We start from the raw sequence: 16,645 nt of genomic DNA on the forward strand, positions 1-16,645 counted from the left end.
CTCATCGCTGAGTGCCGGGATTTTTTACGTCAACGGATCAGGCGTCCAGTTCAGCCCAGCGCTCGACCAGCGCATCCAGCTCGGCCTGCAACTGCTCCAGGTGGGCAATCACCTTGGCGGTTTCGGCCGCTGGTCGCTGGTAGAAACCGGCGTCAGCCATCTCGGCCTCCACCGCTGCAATCTGCTGCTCCTTCGCCTCGATATCGCCAGGTAATGCTTCCAGCTCACGCTGAAGTTTGTAGCTGAGCTTCTTTTTCGCAGGGGCAGGCGCGGCAGTGGCGGCAACCGGAGCCGGCTCAGCCTTGACGACCGCCGAATTCAGGTCGGCCTTGCCGGATTTGCTCTCGGTCACGCCCAGGAGACGTGGCGAGCCACCCTGGCGCAGCCAGTCCTGGTAACCACCAACGTACTCGCGAACCAGCCCTTCGCCTTCGAAAACCAGGGTGCTGGTGACCACGTTGTCGAGGAAGGCCCGGTCGTGGCTGACCATCAGCACGGTGCCGTTGAAGGTCAGCAACACCTCTTCCAGCAGTTCGAGGGTTTCCACGTCCAGGTCGTTGGTCGGTTCGTCGAGCACCAGCAGGTTCGCCGGCTTGCTGAACAGTTTGGCCAGCAACAGACGGGCGCGCTCGCCACCCGACAACGCCTTCACCGGGGTACGGGCGCGCTGCGGGCTGAACAGGAAATCGCCGAGGTAACTCAACACGTGGCGACTCTGGCCGTCGATATCGATGAAGTCGCGACCTTCGGCCACGTTGTCGATCACGGTTTTTTCCAGGTCCAGCTGGTGGCGCAACTGGTCGAAATAGGCGACATCGATTTTTGTCCCCTCTTCCACCTTGCCGCTGGTCGGCACCAGACCGCCAAGCATCAGCTTGAGCAAGGTCGTCTTGCCGGTACCGTTGGCGCCCAGCAGGCCGATCCGATCGCCGCGCTGCAGAACCATGGAGAAGTCCTTGACCAGGAACGGGCCACCCGGGTGGGCGAAGCTGACGTTCTCCAGCACCATGACCTGCTTGCCCGACTTGTCGGCGGTTTCCAGCTGGATATTCGCCTTGCCGGTGCGCTCGCGTCGCTCGCTACGCTCAACGCGCAGGGCCTTGAGGGCGCGTACGCGACCTTCGTTACGGGTGCGTCGGGCCTTGATGCCCTGGCGGATCCAGACTTCTTCCTGGGCCAGGCGCTTGTCGAACAGCGCATTGGCGGTTTCTTCCGCCGCCAGCACTGCTTCCTTGTGAACCAGGAAACTGGCGTAGTCGCCGTTCCAGTCGATCAGGCCGCCGCGATCCAGTTCGAGGATGCGGGTCGCCAGGTTCTGCAGGAAGGAACGGTCGTGAGTGATGAACAGCACCGCGCCCTGGAAATCCTTGAGGGCCTCTTCAAGCCAGGCGATGGCGCCGATGTCGAGGTGGTTGGTCGGCTCGTCGAGCAGCAGCAGGTCGGGTTCGGACACCAGGGCCTGGGCCAGCAGGACGCGGCGACGCCAGCCACCGGACAGCTCGGCCAGGGTCTTGTCGGCCGGCAGTTGCAAGCGGCTCAGCGTGCTGTCGACCAACTGCTGCAGGCGCCAGCCGTCACGGGCTTCGAGGTCGTGCTGGACATGCATCAGCTTGTCCAGGTCGGCATCGGTGACGATGTTCTGGCTCAGGTGATGATATTCGGCCAACAGCGCGCCGACACCGTCCAGGCCTTCGGCGACCACGTCGAATACCGTCCGCTCGTCGGCTACCGGCAGTTCCTGGGGCAATTCGCCGATCTTCAGGCCTGGCGCGCGCCAGACCGAGCCGTCGTCGGGCTTCTGGTCGCCCTTGACCAGCTTCATCATGCTGGACTTGCCAGTGCCGTTGCGGCCGATGATGCACACCCGCTCTCCACGGGCGATCTGCCAGGACACCTTGTCCAACAACGGCATCGCGCCGAAAGCAAGGGACACATCGCTGAATTTGAGCAGGGTCATGAGCTTCTCCAAAAACCGGGCGCGCATTCTACCTGAGAAGAGGCCTCAAAGGTCCGCCAATTTCGCCTTCGAAGCACTCTGCACAACAATTGTTGCGAACTTGCGCGAACGGCCCTGCAAAGCTTTCGCCGGTTGCTGGCAAAAGGCTAAGCTACAGGCAGTTACCCCGGGTTTCCCCCGGGCTTGTCTTGTTTTTTCTGCCCGGACGTATCATGCGCAGTCGCCTTTTCAGTGTCTTATCTTGTTTGTTTGTGTGTGCCACTGCCGTTCAGACCGCCCAGGCGGTGGATATTTCCACCCAGCGCCAGTATTACGATGAGGCCAAGCGCGCCCTGGCCAAAGGTGATTCCGGCCCCTATTTGCGCTACAGTCAGGCCCTGCGCGATTATCCGCTGGAGCCCTACCTCGCCTACGATGAGTTGACCGCTCGCCTGAAAAGCGCGAGCAATGCCGAGATCGAGAAATTCCTCGCCGAACATGGCGACCTGCCCCAGGCCAACTGGATGAAGCTGCGCTGGTTGCGCTGGCTGGCGGAGCGTGGCGACTGGGCAACCTTCGTCAAGTATTACGACCCCAAGCTCAACTTTACCGAACTCGATTGCCTCAACGCTCAATATCAACTGAGCCATGGCCTCAAGGCCGAAGGCTACGCCAACGCCGAGAAACTCTGGCTTACCGGCAAATCCCAGCCGGCGGCCTGCGATGCGCTGTTCGGCATGTGGGCGGCCCAAGGCCAACTGACTGAACAGAAACGCTGGGAGCGCGCCAAACTGGCCGCCCAGGCGCGTAACTATCCGCTGGCCAACAGCCTGGTGAGCGGCCTGACCACCCTGGCGCCTCGCGGCAGTCTGTTGATCGACGTGGCGCAGAAGCCCGAACTGCTCAACCAGCCTTCGCGCTTCGCGCCCGCCGATGAACCGATGTCCGATGTCGTGAGCCTCGGCTTGCGACGCCTGGCCCGCCAGGACCCGGAAAAAGCCATGGCGTTGCTGGACGGGTATGCCAGCACCATGCATTTCTCTCGAGACGAGAAAGTGGCAATCGCCCGGGAAATCGGTCTGACCCTGGCCAAACGCTTCGACAGCCGCGCCCTCGACGTGATGACCAAATACGACCCGGAGCTGCGCGATGACACTGTCTCGGAATGGCGTTTGCGCCTGCTGTTGCGCCTGGCCCGCTGGGAAGATGCCTATCAGTTGACCCGCCGCCTGCCCGAGTCGCTCGCCACCACCAACCGCTGGCGTTACTGGCAGGCCCGCAGCCTGGAGCTGGCTCAGCCACAGAATCCTCAAGCAGTGACGCTCTACAAGCAACTGGCCCGGGAGCGTGACTTCTACGGCTTCCTGGCGGCCGACCGCTCCCAGTCACCCTATTCGCTCAACAACAAGCCGCTGGTGATGAGCCAGGCGCTGATCAACAAAGTGCGCAACACCCCGGGCGTGCGCCGCGCGCTGGAGTTTCATGCTCGCGGACAGATCGTCGATGGCCGCCGCGAGTGGTATCACGTCAGCCGTCATTTCAGCCGGGACGAAATGGTTGCCCAGGCGAAACTGGCCTATGACCTGAAATGGTACTTCCCGGCCATCCGCACCATCAGCCAGGCCAAATACTGGGACGACCTGGATATCCGCTTCCCGATGGCCCACCGCGACACGCTGGTGCGCGAAGCCAGGATCCGCGGCCTGCATCCAAGCTGGGCGTTCGCCATCACCCGCCAGGAAAGCGCATTCATGGACGATGCCCGCTCCAGCGTCGGTGCCAGCGGCCTGATGCAGTTGATGCCAGGCACCGCCAAGGAAACCGCCCGCAAGTTCAACATTCCCCTGGCATCGCCCCAGCAAGTGTTCAACCCGGACAAGAACATCCAGCTCGGCGCGGCTTACCTGAGCCAGGTGCACAGCCAGTTCAACGGCAACCGGGTACTCGCCTCCGCCGCGTACAATGCCGGCCCCGGCCGTGTCCGCCAATGGCTGCGTGGCGCTGACCACCTGAGCTTCGACGTCTGGGTTGAAAGCATCCCTTTCGACGAAACCCGCCAGTACGTACAGAACGTGCTGTCCTACTCGGTGATCTACGGCCAGAAACTCAACTCGCCACAGCCGTTGGTGGACTGGCACGAGCGCTATTTCGATGATCAGTGAGTATTAGCGAGAAGCTGTTCCTGAGAAGAAAAAAATGCCCGCATCGAAAGATGCGGGCATTTTTTTTTGGTCGGTTACTTGGTCGGTTACTTGGTCGGTTACTTGGTCGGTTACTTGGTCGGTTACTTGGTCGGTGCTGGACCTTGTGGGAGCGAGCTTGCTCGCGATGCCGTCGGCACCTTCAACATGGATGCAAGCTGACCCACCGCTATCGCGAGCAAGCTCACTCCCACAAGGGATTCGTGTAGACGCTGCGCTCAGTCGGCTGCCGACTCCAAGCTAACGTTGAACTGCAACGCCGCCAACCGCGCATACAGCGCATTACTCGCCACCAACTCCTGATGAGTGCCCACGGCGACCACCCTGCCCTGGTCCATCACCGCGATCCGGTCGGCATTTTTCACCGTGGCCAGGCGGTGGGCGATGACCAGGGTGGTGCGGTTTTTCATCAGGCTGGGCAGGGCTTGCTGGATGAGGTGTTCGCTTTGTGCATCGAGCGCGCTGGTGGCTTCGTCCAACAGCAGGATCGGCGCGTCGATCAGCAGTGCCCGGGCGATGGCCAGGCGTTGGCGCTGGCCACCGGACAAACCCAGGCCGCCATCGCCCAGATGGGTCTGGTAGCCATCCGGCATTTTCTCGATGAAGTCATGGGCGTGAGCGATCCGCGCCGCTTCGCGCACCTGTTCGTCGGTGGCTTGCGGATTGCCGTAGCGAATATTTTCTTCCACCGTGCCGAAGAACAGTGCCGGGCTCTGCGAGACCAGGGCGAAGTGACGACGCAGGTCCAACGGGTCAAGCAAGGTCAGCGGCACACCATCGAGGTATATCTGCCCCTGCACTGGATCGTAGAACCGCAGCAGCAGGTCGTACACGGTGGATTTGCCCGCCCCGGACGGACCGACCAGCGCGACGGTTTCGCCAGCGTTGACGCTCAGGTCCAGGCCATCGACCGCATAGCTTTCCGGCCGCGACGGGTAGGAAAACCGTACACCTTCAAGGCGCAGGTCGCCCCTGACCCGCTGCGGCAACGTGACAAGGCCCGTCGCCGGCGGCTGGATGATGTTTTGCGAACGCAGCAACTCGGCAATTCGCTCAGCGGCGCCAGCCGCCCGTTGCAGCTCGCCGATCACTTCGCTGAGCGTACCGAAAGCGCTCCCGACAATCAGGCTGTAGAACACGAATGCCGCCAGCTCACCGCCGGAAATGCGCCCGGCGATCACGTCCATGCCACCGACCCAGAGCATTACGCCCACCGCACCCAGCACCAGAACGATCACCAGAGTAATCAACCAGGCACGCTGGGCGATGCGCTTGCGGGCAGTGTCGAAGGCCTGCTCCACGGTAGCAGCGAAACGGTGCTCGTCCTGGACCTGGTGGTTATAGGCCTGCACCGTCTTGATCTGGCCGAGGGTTTCGGAAACGTAACTGCCGACATCGGCGATGCGGTCCTGGCTTTCGCGGGAGAGGCTGCGCACTCGCCGGCCAAAGACCAGGATCGGCGCCAGCACCAGCGGCAGCGCAATCACCACGATGCTGGTGAGCTTGGGATTGGTGACGAACAGCAGCACGATACCTCCGACCACCATCAGCGCGTTGCGCAGAAACAGTGACAACGACGAACCGATCACCGATTGCAGCAGCGTGGTGTCGGCGGTCAGGCGTGACTGGATTTCCGAACTGCGGTTGTTTTCGTAGAACCCGGGATGCAGATACACCAGGTGGTTGAAAACCTGTCGGCGGATATCGGCCACCACCCGCTCGCCAATCCACGACACCAGGTAAAAACGGGCAAACGTACCGACCGCCAACCCCGCCACCAGGACCATGAACAACCCGATCGATTGATTGAGCAGATGCGGCGAGCGCGTCATGAAACCCTGGTCCACCAGCAACCGGATACCCTGCCCCATGGACAAGGTAATGCCGGCGGTGACGATCAGGGCCAGCAAAGCGCCAACGACCTGTTTGCGGTAAGGAGCGATGAAGCCGCTGGCCAGGCGTATGGCACGGCGTTGTCGGGAAGAAAGCATCGAGGGCATCCGATAATGCAACGGGAAAAGGAATCGGTCAGGAGCACCGAAACGCAGCGGAACCAATTTGAATCAGGATGAGTCAGGTTAGATATGACCGCCAAGATCAGGCTCTAGATGTTATCGGTCTAAAGTCTGGCTGGAAATGCGTCGGCGTTTCTGGTTGAGTGGAGCTGTCGCCGTGAACCTTCAAGGAGTGTCATGGCTCGGTCACCTGGCGACATTACTATAGGCACGCAACCTGATGAGGAGACAGGCCATGTCCTTGCAACACAGCAGCGAAGACAAGATTCAAGTGATCCGCACGCAACCGGACCAGTCCCTGGGCTGCTCGTTCATCGATGCCCAAGGGCGCGAAGTACCGATCACCGAAGACATGATCCAGAAAGCCTGCAGCGAACTGGAAAAACGACTGGTCAAACCTGCCGAACAAAAGTGATACAGCCCGTCTTCAACTGAACCCGACCTTGATGTCGGGTTTTTTATGCCTTTGATTTGCCGGCTTGCGGGGTGAAGGAGCTTGCTCCGGCTGGACAGTTGCAGTCGGCGACTGCTTCGCAGCCGAGCGGGAGCAAGCTCCCTCGCCACAAGGCGCTCTATGCTCAAGCAATGGTGGCGCCCAGGGCGGCCACGATATTTTCCAACGTCGGCGATTGCCCTTCGATCCGCACCTTCAAGCTGTCGATCTCCCGGCGTGGCGGATAATGCTTGCGCAAGGCATCAAAGGCGCTACGTTGCTCGCTGTCGGTGCCGATCAGGCTGCGGCGAAAGTCCGCATCGTCACGGCGCGGGTCGTACACGCTCCGGCACAACGCCGCCAGGGCCCAGGCCGGGTCGGTGGCGGCATCCAGCGTGAGGCCTGCGAGCCACGGACGAGGCAACAGCTCGGCCAGGCTGACTTCCACCGGCCGCTGCAGGAATCCGCACAAGGCTTCATAAATCTGCGCCGTGCCACGCTGGCGACCGTCAAGGCTATAGCCGGCGATGTGCGGCGTGGCGATCACGCAGAGGTCGGCCAGATCGACGTCGACTGTCGGCTCCCGCTCCCAGACATCCAGCACCGCTTGCAGATCTTCGCGCTCCAGCAGCACCTCGCGCAGCGCCGTGTTGTCGATGACCGGGCCGCGCGCGGCGTTGATCAACCAGGTCCCCGACTTGAGTTTGTTCAATCGTTGCTCGTCGAAAAGGTGCCAGGTCGGTTGCTCGCCGTCGCGGGTCAACGGTGTGTGCAGACTGATCACATCGCACTGCTCGATAATCTGCTCCAGGCTCAGGTAATCGCCGCCTTCGGCAGCCTGACGCGGCGGATCACAGACTTTCACGGCCCAGCCCAGGTCTTTGAGTACCTTGATCAATCGCCCGCCCACCTGCCCCGCGCCGACCACGCCAAAGGTGCGCTGCGCAAGATCCGCGCCTTCGATTTCCGCCAGGGTCATGAGACTGCCCAGCACATAATCCACCACACCGCGGGCGTTACAGCCCGGGGCACTGGCCCAGCGGATGCCGGCTTCGGCGAAATATTCCAGGTCCAGGTGATCGGTGCCGATGGTGCAGGTCCCGACAAAACGCACCTTGCTGCCTTCCAGCAGCGCCCGATTGACCTGGCTGACCGAACGCACCAGCAGCACGTCAGCCTGCTCGACCAGCGCCCGGTCGATGCCCCGCCCCGGCACCCGGCGGATTTCACCAAAACCTTGAAAAAACGCATCGAGCAGGGGAATGTTTTCGTCGGCAACGATCAGCATGGCAAAGCTCCTTTGGCGGGATGGGCAGTGTAGGCGTTCCGGTTGCTTCGCGCATTACCAGGAGCGAGCAGTACCATTGTGGCGAGGGAGCTTGCTCCCGCTGGCCTGCGAAGCGGGCCCAAATGCCAGCGACTGCTGCGCAGCCGAGCGGGAGCAAGCTCCCTCGCCACGAAAGCTGCCGTACTGCCCGATTACAAATCCCCAACACAGGTTTTTTCCTGACCGATGCGTCAAGGCGTAGAATTCGCCGCCTTGCGCTTAATATTTTCGGATGCTTGCCCTGTGAATCCTGTGATCGACACCGCCACCACTCTCTCCCGCCCGGCCCGGGTGCGCCTGGAGCTCAAGACGTTGCTGGCCCTGGCCCTGCCGATCATGGTGGCGCAATTGGCGACCACCGCCATGGGCTTTGTCGACGCGGTGATGGCCGGCCGGGTCGGGCCGCGGGATCTCGCGGCGGTGGCGCTGGGCAACTCGATCTGGGTTCCGGTATTCCTGTTGATGACCGGCACGCTGTTGGCTACCACGCCGAAGGTGGCCCAGCGTTTCGGTGCCGGTACGTTTGAACAGATCGGTCCATTGGTGCGTCAGGCATTGTGGCTGGCACTCGCGGTGGGGCTGATCGCAACGTTGGCGCTGCTCAGCGCCGAACCGATCCTGCATGTCATGAAAGTCGATCCCGAACTGATCGGCCCTTGCATGGAATACCTGCGCGGCATCGGCAGCGGCCTCCCGGCGGTGGCAATCTATTACGTGCTGCGCTGCTTCAGCGACGGCCTGGGGCGTACGCGACCGGCGATGGTGCTGGGGCTGTGCGGGCTGGCCCTGAACATTCCGCTCAACTACATCTTCATCTATGGACACCTGGGCGTCCCCGCCATGGGCGGTGTCGGCTGCGGCTGGGCCACGGCCATCGTGATGTGGTTCATGGCGGCGGGCATGGCCGCCTGGACACGCTGGGGCCCGATCTATCAATCGAGTCAGCTGTTCAGCCGCTTCGACTGGCCGCAATGGTCAGTCATCAAGCGCCTGCTGGGCATCGGCCTGCCGATCGGCATCGCGGTGTTTGCCGAATCGAGCATCTTCGCGGTCATCGCCCTGCTGATCGGCAGCCTCGGCGCCACGGTGGTGGCCGGACACCAGATCGCCCTGAATTTCAGCTCGCTGGTGTTCATGATCCCCTATTCCCTGGGCATGGCCGTGACCGTACGGGTTGGCCAGGCGCTGGGGCGTAGCCAGCCTCGGGAAGCGCGCTTTGCAGCGGGCGTCGGCATGGCCACGGCCCTGGCGTACGCCTGCCTGTCGGCGAGCCTGATGTTCGCGTTGCGCGGGCCTATCGCGGCGATCTATACCGCCGACCCCGTGGTGATCGAAGTGGCATCGATGCTGATCGTCTACGCGGCGCTGTTTCAGTTTTCCGATGCCATCCAGGTCACGGCGGCGGGCGCGTTGCGCGGTTACCAGGACACCCAGGTGACGATGATCCTGACGCTCTTCGCTTACTGGGGCATCGGCTTGCCGGTGGGTTACGCCCTGGGCCTGACCGACTGGCTCGGCACCGCCAGCGGCCCAAGCGGATTGTGGCAGGGTTTGATCGTGGGATTAAGCTGCGCGGCGTTGATGCTGTCAATCCGACTGACGCGCAGTGCCCGCGGGCAGATTCGCCTCAGTCGCTCGACGGGTTAAGCGAGCTTCTTGCGGATCCAGTAGCGGTAGGTGCCGTCCACTTCATCCTGGTTGACCAGTTCGTGATCGAGAAACACGCAAAACTTGGGGATATCACGGCGCGTCGACGGGTCGGTGGCAATGACTTTCAGCAGTCCGCCGGGGGCCAGGTCACGGATATGCTGATGCAGCATCATCACCGGCTCCGGACAGTTGAGGCCGGTGGCGTCCAGCGTGCCGTCGACCGGCGTTTCGTTCATTTCGCTCATGTTCTACTCCTGAAACTGGCCGCTATTGTCGCGCAATGTCGGCGCTCTTAACAAATGCGCATCCAATGTGGCGAGGGAGCTTGCTCCCGCTCGGCTGCGCAGCAGTCGTCGCTCTTGGAATCCGACAGGGCATTGGGGTCGCTTCGCAACCCAGCGGGAGCAAGCTCCCTCGCCACAAAGGCTAGCTCTTTGGCTTTAGCGAGACTTCGGCTTCTTGCTATCCAGCCGCCGCAGATGGCACGTCACTTCCTCACGGTCGTGATACAGCTGCTTGCAGCCAATCTCGACCTTGATACCCCGGGCCTTGAAACCCTCGGCGATGCGTTCGAGCAGACGCTTCACCTCGGCGTAACGCTGCTTCATCGGCAGTTTCAAGTTGACCACCGCTTCACGGCAATGTCCCTCGCCAATCCACTCTTCCAGCATCGCCGCATTGCGCGCGGGTTTTTCGACGATGTCACAGACCATCCAGTCCACCGGCTGCTTGGGCTTGAACGTGAAGCCGTCCGCCATCAAGTGCTGCACCAGGCCGGTGTCCATCAGGCTTTCAGCCATCGGACCGTTGTCGATGGCGGTCACCAGCATGCCCCGGTTGACCAATTGCCAGGTCCAGCCACCCGGCGCGGCGCCGAGGTCCACGCCGGTCATGTCGCCGTGCAGCCGCTCGTCCCATTGGTCACGGGGGATGAAATGGTGCCAGGCCTCTTCGAGTTTGAGGGTCGAGCGGCTCGGCGCTTCCCGAGGAAATTTAAGCCGCGGAATACCCATCGGCCACATTGCCGAATTGTCGGCTTCCGCCAGGCCAAGGAACACTTCGCGGCCACTCTTGAACGTCAGCAGCAGGCGCGGCTTGTGCGGGTCGTCCACCAGCTTGCCGGCGCCACTCAAGGCCTTGCGCAACGGACCTTCGAATTTCTTGCAGAAGTTCGACAGCTCTTTGCCGTCGTTGGTATCGACCACTTCCAGCCACAGGCTGCCGCACGTCGGGAAAGCCGCCAGATGGGCGAGGATGACGCTGATGCGGTCGGTCTCCGGCAACTCGATGAACGAGCCACGCGCCCACTGGCGCGGGAAAATCAGCTCGGCAAAGCGCTGTCCACGCATCAGCCGCTCGGCGCCGTCTTCTTCAGTGCAGACGAATTCGGCGCACGCGCTGGCCGGCTTGGCCTTGGCGTAGCCGGCCACGTCCAGCCGCGCGGCATGTTCGGCGATCTCGGAACAGACCTCGCCTTCGAAGCCCGGTCGGCAGTGCATAAAAAGCGTGTTCATTGAAACTCCGTAGCAAAGCCTGTCACGAAAACCGCCGCATGATAGCGGAGTTCGGAACCGCGAACCTGTCCATAGAGTCCAGTGATTAGTCATACGCTCAAAACAGGGCTAGGTTAAAGGCTCTGTCCGTTCCGTCAGTCCGTAGCCGTGCGGACTCAAAGGAGTGATTTCAATGCCGTCCCTCGATAGCCTGAAAACCCTTAAAACATTGCAAGTCGACGCCAGGACTTATCACTATTTCAGCTTGCCGGACGCCGCGCGAAGCCTCGGTGATCTGGATAAACTGCCGATGTCCCTCAAGGTGCTGCTGGAAAACCTGCTGCGCTGGGAGGATGAAAAAACCGTCACCGGCGCCGACCTCAAGGCCTTGGCCGGTTGGCTCAAGGAGCGCCGCTCCGACCGCGAAATCCAGTATCGCCCGGCACGGGTGCTGATGCAGGACTTTACCGGCGTGCCCGCCGTGGTCGACCTGGCCGCCATGCGCGCCGCCGTGGAAAAGGCCGGAGGCGATCCCCAGCGAATCAACCCGTTGTCACCGGTCGACCTGGTGATCGACCACTCGGTAATGGTGGACAAGTTCGCCAGCCGCCAGGCCTTCGAGCAGAACGTCGACATCGAAATGCAGCGCAACGGCGAACGTTATGCCTTCCTGCGCTGGGGCCAGAGTGCCTTCGACAACTTCAGCGTGGTGCCACCGGGCACCGGCATCTGCCATCAGGTGAACCTGGAATACCTGGGTCGCACCGTCTGGACCAAAGAGGAAGACGGCCGCACCTACGCCTTCCCCGACACGCTAGTCGGCACCGACTCTCACACCACCATGATCAATGGCCTCGGCGTGCTCGGCTGGGGCGTCGGCGGGATCGAGGCGGAAGCGGCGATGCTCGGCCAACCGGTATCGATGCTGATCCCCGAGGTTGTCGGTTTCAAGCTCACCGGCAAGCTGCGCGAAGGTATCACCGCGACCGACCTGGTGCTGACCGTCACGCAGATGCTGCGCAAGAAGGGTGTGGTGGGCAAATTCGTCGAGTTTTATGGCGACGGTCTCGCCGACCTGCCCCTGGCCGACCGCGCCACCATCGCCAACATGGCCCCGGAATACGGCGCCACGTGCGGTTTCTTCCCGGTGGACGATGTAACGCTGGATTACTTGCGCCTGTCCGGGCGCCCCGCAGAAACCGTGAAACTGGTGGAAGCCTATTGCAAGGCTCAGGGCCTGTGGCGCCTGCCTGGCCAGGAACCGGTGTTCACCGACACGCTGGAACTGGACATGGGCAGCGTCGAGGCCAGCCTCGCCGGCCCCAAGCGTCCCCAGGATCGGGTCTCGCTGCCGAATGTCGGCCAAGCCTTCAGTGATTTCCTCGGCTTGCAGATCAAACCCACCAGCAAGGACGAGGGCCGCCTGGAAAGCGAAGGCGGCGGAGGCGTCGCGGTAGGCAATGCCGATCAGGTAGGGGAAGCCGAGTACGAATTCGAAGGCCAGACCCATCGCCTGAAAAACGGCGCGGTGGTGATTGCCGCCATCACCTCTTGCACCAACACCTCCAACCCCAGCGTGATGATGGCCGCCGGGCTGGTGGCAAAAAAAGCCGTGGAAAAAGGCCTGACGCGCAAGCCCTGGGTCAAGAGCTCCCTGGCGCCTGGCTCCAAGGTGGTGACCGACTACTACAACGCCGCGGGCCTGACCGAGTATCTCGACAAGCTCGGCTTCGACCTGGTGGGCTACGGCTGCACAACCTGTATCGGCAACTCCGGCCCTCTGCCCGACCCCATCGAAAAAGCCATCCAGAAAGCCGACCTGACCGTGGCTTCGGTGCTGTCGGGTAACCGCAACTTCGAGGGCCGGGTGCATCCACTGGTGAAAACCAACTGGCTGGCCTCGCCGCCATTGGTGGTCGCCTACGCCCTGGCCGGCACCGTGCGCATCGATATCAGCAGCGAACCGCTGGGCAACGACCGGGACGGCAATCCGGTCTACCTGCGCGACATCTGGCCGAGCAGCAAGGAAGTAGCCGACGCCGTGGCCCAGGTCGACACCAGCATGTTCCACAAGGAATACGCCGCCGTGTTCGCCGGTGACGAACAGTGGCAAGCCATCGAAGTGCCGCAGGCGGCTACTTATGTATGGCAAGACGACTCGACCTACATCCAGCATCCGCCATTCTTCGACGACATCGGCGGGCCGCCACCGGTGGTCAGGAATGTCGAGGGCGCGCGCGTCCTTGCGCTGCTCGGAGACTCGGTGACCACCGACCATATCTCGCCAGCCGGCAATATCAAGACAGACAGCCCTGCCGGCCGTTACTTGCGCGAACAAGGCGTGGAACCGCGGGACTTCAACTCCTACGGCTCGCGACGGGGCAATCATCAGGTGATGATGCGCGGCACCTTCGCCAATATCCGTATCCGCAACGAGATGCTCGGCGGCGAAGAAGGCGGCAATACGATCTATATCCCCAACGGCGAAAGAATGTCGATCTACGATGCGGCCATGTTGTACCAGGCCACCGGCACGCCTCTGGTGGTCATTGCCGGGCAGGAATATGGCACCGGTTCGAGCCGGGACTGGGCGGCCAAGGGTACCAACCTGCTGGGCGTGAAGGCCGTGATCGCCGAAAGCTTCGAACGCATTCACCGCTCCAACCTGGTGGGTATGGGCGTGCTGCCGCTGCAATTCAAGCTCGATCAGAATCGCAAGAGCCTGAACCTCACTGGCAGGGAGACCCTTGATATCCTCGGGCTGAGCGATGCCGAGCTGACGCCGCGCATGAATCTGCCGGTGGTCATCACCCGCGAGGATGGCAGCCAGGAGCGGATTGAAGTGTTGTGCCGGATCGACACCTTGAACGAAGTGGAATATTTCAAGGCTGGCGGGATCCTGCATTTTGTCCTGCGGCAATTAATTGCAGGATAAAAAAAGAAGCGTCCTACGAAAACACCGCCTCTTGAGGGCGGTGTTTTCGTTTGGGTCTGCCTATAATCCCGCCGGCCCCGACAGCCTCGAATGTTTCCGCCCCAAAGGACTCCACATGCTCTCCCTACCCTGGCCGTACCTGGCCCTTCTCTCGATCGGTTATGGCCTGGCCCTCGCGTACGGCCATCTGGCCTGGACTGCCATCATCTCGGTCGCGCTACTGCTGTTCGCCGGGTACGCGGTTCGCCAGCGGCAGACGCCGGTCGGGCAGTTTCTCGGGCATTGCCTGTTCATCGTCCTGGCGGTCGCGTTGGCATTGCATTGGATGCCGGGTTTCTTCAACAGCCGGGCGATCGCGGCGCAACGCTTCAGCGATGACGCCGTGCGGTTTGCGATGTATCTGAACCAGGACAAGCCCCTGATCGGTTTCTGGCTGTTGCTGGCATGCCCCTGGATCGTTGGCCGCCGCTCGTTTCGTGGCGCTGTCTACGGCACGGCCCTGGGGCTTGCGCTAAGCGCGATAATGGCCTTGGGCGGGGCGATGTTGCTGGGCATGATCCATTGGGCACCGAAATGGCCGGACCAGGCCTGGATCTGGGTGCTCAACAATCTTTTGTTGGTGACCTTGGTCGAGGAAGCACTGTTTCGTGGCTACATCCAGGGCGGCCTGAGCCGACGCTTCAAACATCTGCGCCATGGCGACAACCTCGCATTGCTGCTGGCCTCGCTGCTGTTCGGCCTGGTGCATGCCGGTGCCGGCTGGCAGTGGGTATTGCTGTCGGGGCTGGCCGGGATCGGTTATGGCCTCGCCTATCGGTTTGGCGGCCTGGGCGCGGCGATTGCCACACATTTCGGCCTCAATCTGCTGCATTTCGCCCTGTTTACTTACCCGATGCTGGCGTGACGCCGCCGGGCAGAATTTTTTCAACAAAAAGCTGACGGTGCCGACAACCTTTCAAAGCCTTGCGGACTACACCACCATGCGTAACAACCAACCTATTACACAGCGCGAAAGGACCTTCCCGGCCCAGCAAAGATTGATTTCCACCACCAATACCAAGGGTGTGATCACCTACTGCAACGACGCGTTCGTTGAAATCAGCGGGTTCTCGAAGGAAGAGCTGATCCATGCACCGCACAACCTGGTACGCCATCCCGACGTTCCGTCGGCCGTGTTTGCCCACATGTGGGACACGCTGAAACAAGGCTTGCCATGGATGGGCATCGTCAAGAACCGCTGCCAGAACGGTGACCATTACTGGGTCAACGCCTACGTCACGCCTGTATTCGAAGGCAATCAGGTGGTCGGCTATGAATCGGTACGGGTCAAACCCAGCGCCGAGCAGATCTCCCGAGCCGAAGCGCTCTATCAACGCATCAACCAGGGCAAGGCCGCGGTACCCGGCAGCGACAAATGGCTGCCGATCCTGCAGGACTGGCTGCCATTCATCCTGGTCAGCCAGTTGAGCTTCGTCGTTGGCGCGTTCCTCAACTCTTCCTGGGGCTTCGCCCTGGCTGCGCTGCTGTCGGTGCCGTTGGGGTTGATGGGCCTGCAATGGCAGCAACGCGGGATCAAGCGCCTGCTGCGCCTGGCCGAACAGACCACTTCCGACCCGTTGATCGCGCGGATGTACACCGACAGCCGCGGTGTCCAGGCACGCCTGGAGATGTCGATTCTCAGCCAGGAAGCGCGCCTGAAGACCTGCCTGACCCGCCTGCAGGACACCGCCGAACATCTCAACGCGCAAGCGCGGCAATCCAATTCCCTGGCCCACGACAGTTCCACAGGCCTTGAGCGCCAGCGGGTGGAAACCGAACAGGTGGCCACCGCTGTCAACCAGATGGCCGCGACCACCCAGGAAGTCGCCAGCCACGTGCAGCGCACCGCCGATGCCACCCAGGAGGCCAATCGCCTGACCAGTCGCGGTCGTGACATTGCCGGAGAAACCCGTGAAGCCATCGAACGCCTGTCGGTGGTAGTGGGCGAGACCGGGCAGACCGTGACCCAGCTGGCCAAGGACAGCGACGAAATCGGTGGTGTGGTCGACGTGATCAAGGGCATTGCCGACCAGACCAACCTGCTGGCGCTCAACGCCGCCATTGAAGCGGCCCGCGCCGGTGAAATGGGTCGCGGCTTTGCCGTAGTGGCCGACGAAGTGCGGCAACTGGCCCAGCGTACCAGCGAATCCACCGGGCAGATCCATGCCCTGATCGCCAAGCTTCAACAGACCGCCAACAACGCCGTACAGACCATGGACGCTGGCCATCGCCAGGCCGAAGAAGGCGTGGCGCGGGTCATGGAAGCGGACCAGGCGCTCGTCGGGATCAGCGAAGCCGTGGCCCACATCACCGACATGACCACCCAGATCGCGGCTGCCACCGAGGAGCAGAGCTCGGTGGCTGAGGAGATCAGCCGCAACATCAGCAACATCTCGGAACTGGCCGACCAGACCTCGGGACAGGCCCACAGCTCGGCGCTGCTCAGCGAAGAACTGACTCGAACGGCCAATACCCAGTATTCGTTGGTGGAGCGGTTCAACCGCTGATTTCAGTGGCAAACTGAAAACCCGGACAGCGAAAGCTTCCGGGTTTTTTGTCGTCTGGCAGGCCACTATCGCGAGCAAGCTCGCTCCCACAGGGGTTCCCCGTGGTTCA

Annotated in this window: 11 protein-coding genes; 6 read left to right on the plus strand and 5 right to left on the minus strand. The window is 62.0% G+C overall.

Translation table 11 applies throughout. From position 1 onward, the window contains the following. Nucleotides 1-37: 37 nt before the first annotated feature. Nucleotides 38-1,957, minus strand: a complete 1,920-nt coding sequence (locus M1E16_RS18355) for an ATP-binding cassette domain-containing protein (protein WP_305499986.1) — start codon at nucleotides 1,955-1,957, stop codon at nucleotides 38-40. A gap of 212 nt (nucleotides 1,958-2,169) precedes the next feature. Between M1E16_RS18355 and M1E16_RS18360 the strand changes: the two genes are divergently transcribed. Further along, nucleotides 2,170-4,098, plus strand: coding sequence for a transglycosylase SLT domain-containing protein (locus tag M1E16_RS18360; protein ID WP_458128078.1), 1,929 nt, complete (start codon nucleotides 2,170-2,172; stop codon nucleotides 4,096-4,098). Between the two features lie 257 nt (nucleotides 4,099-4,355). On the opposite strand, the gene M1E16_RS18365 is transcribed toward M1E16_RS18360, so the two are convergent. Beyond that, nucleotides 4,356-6,137, minus strand: a complete 1,782-nt coding sequence (locus M1E16_RS18365) for an ABC transporter transmembrane domain-containing protein (protein WP_458128079.1) — start codon at nucleotides 6,135-6,137, stop codon at nucleotides 4,356-4,358. Nucleotides 6,138-6,387: 250 nt separating this feature from the next. On the opposite strand from M1E16_RS18365, the gene M1E16_RS18370 reads away from it, so the two are divergent. Next, complete coding sequence (locus tag M1E16_RS18370; protein ID WP_123341965.1) at nucleotides 6,388-6,567, plus strand: PA1571 family protein; 180 nt, start codon at nucleotides 6,388-6,390, stop codon at nucleotides 6,565-6,567. 163 nt (nucleotides 6,568-6,730) lie between these two features. Here the strand turns inward: M1E16_RS18370 and pdxB are convergent, their stop codons facing one another. Next, a complete protein-coding gene (gene pdxB, locus M1E16_RS18375; RefSeq protein WP_458128080.1) occupies nucleotides 6,731-7,873 on the minus strand; it encodes a 4-phosphoerythronate dehydrogenase PdxB in 1,143 nt (380 codons plus the stop codon). A gap of 282 nt (nucleotides 7,874-8,155) precedes the next feature. On the opposite strand from pdxB, the gene M1E16_RS18380 reads away from it, so the two are divergent. Further along, nucleotides 8,156-9,559: an MATE family efflux transporter gene (locus M1E16_RS18380; RefSeq protein WP_434629716.1), complete on the plus strand. Its 1,404-nt coding sequence runs from the start codon at nucleotides 8,156-8,158 to the stop codon at nucleotides 9,557-9,559. Here M1E16_RS18380 and tusA read toward each other — a convergent pair. Both tusA and rlmM read right to left on the minus strand, forming a co-directional pair. After that, on the minus strand, nucleotides 9,556-9,807 hold the full coding sequence (tusA, locus tag M1E16_RS18385) for a sulfurtransferase TusA (RefSeq protein WP_458128081.1): 252 nt from the start codon (nucleotides 9,805-9,807) through the stop codon (nucleotides 9,556-9,558). The genes M1E16_RS18380 and tusA overlap by 4 nt on opposite strands. 195 nt (nucleotides 9,808-10,002) lie before the next feature. After that, entirely contained in the window at nucleotides 10,003-11,076 is a 1,074-nt protein-coding gene (gene rlmM, locus M1E16_RS18390; RefSeq protein ID WP_458128082.1) for a 23S rRNA (cytidine(2498)-2'-O)-methyltransferase RlmM, read from the minus strand. Between the two features lie 172 nt (nucleotides 11,077-11,248). Between rlmM and acnA the strand changes: the two genes are divergently transcribed. The 3 genes from acnA (at nucleotide 11,249) to M1E16_RS18405 (ending at nucleotide 16,536) form a co-directional block, all read left to right on the plus strand. Beyond that, nucleotides 11,249-13,990 carry an aconitate hydratase AcnA gene (gene acnA, locus M1E16_RS18395; protein WP_434698525.1) on the plus strand — a complete coding sequence of 914 codons (2,742 nt, stop codon included), beginning with the start codon at nucleotides 11,249-11,251 and terminating at the stop codon, nucleotides 13,988-13,990. A 115-nt stretch (nucleotides 13,991-14,105) separates the two neighbouring features. Beyond that, a complete protein-coding gene (locus tag M1E16_RS18400) occupies nucleotides 14,106-14,894 on the plus strand; it encodes a CPBP family intramembrane glutamic endopeptidase (protein WP_434698527.1) in 789 nt (262 codons plus the stop codon). Nucleotides 14,895-14,970: 76 nt separating this feature from the next. Continuing rightward, nucleotides 14,971-16,536, plus strand: coding sequence for a methyl-accepting chemotaxis protein (locus M1E16_RS18405; protein WP_434573002.1), 1,566 nt, complete (start codon nucleotides 14,971-14,973; stop codon nucleotides 16,534-16,536). The last annotated feature ends 109 nt before the right edge of the window (nucleotides 16,537-16,645 follow it).

The organism is Pseudomonas sp. Z2-11 (assembly GCF_054161305.1).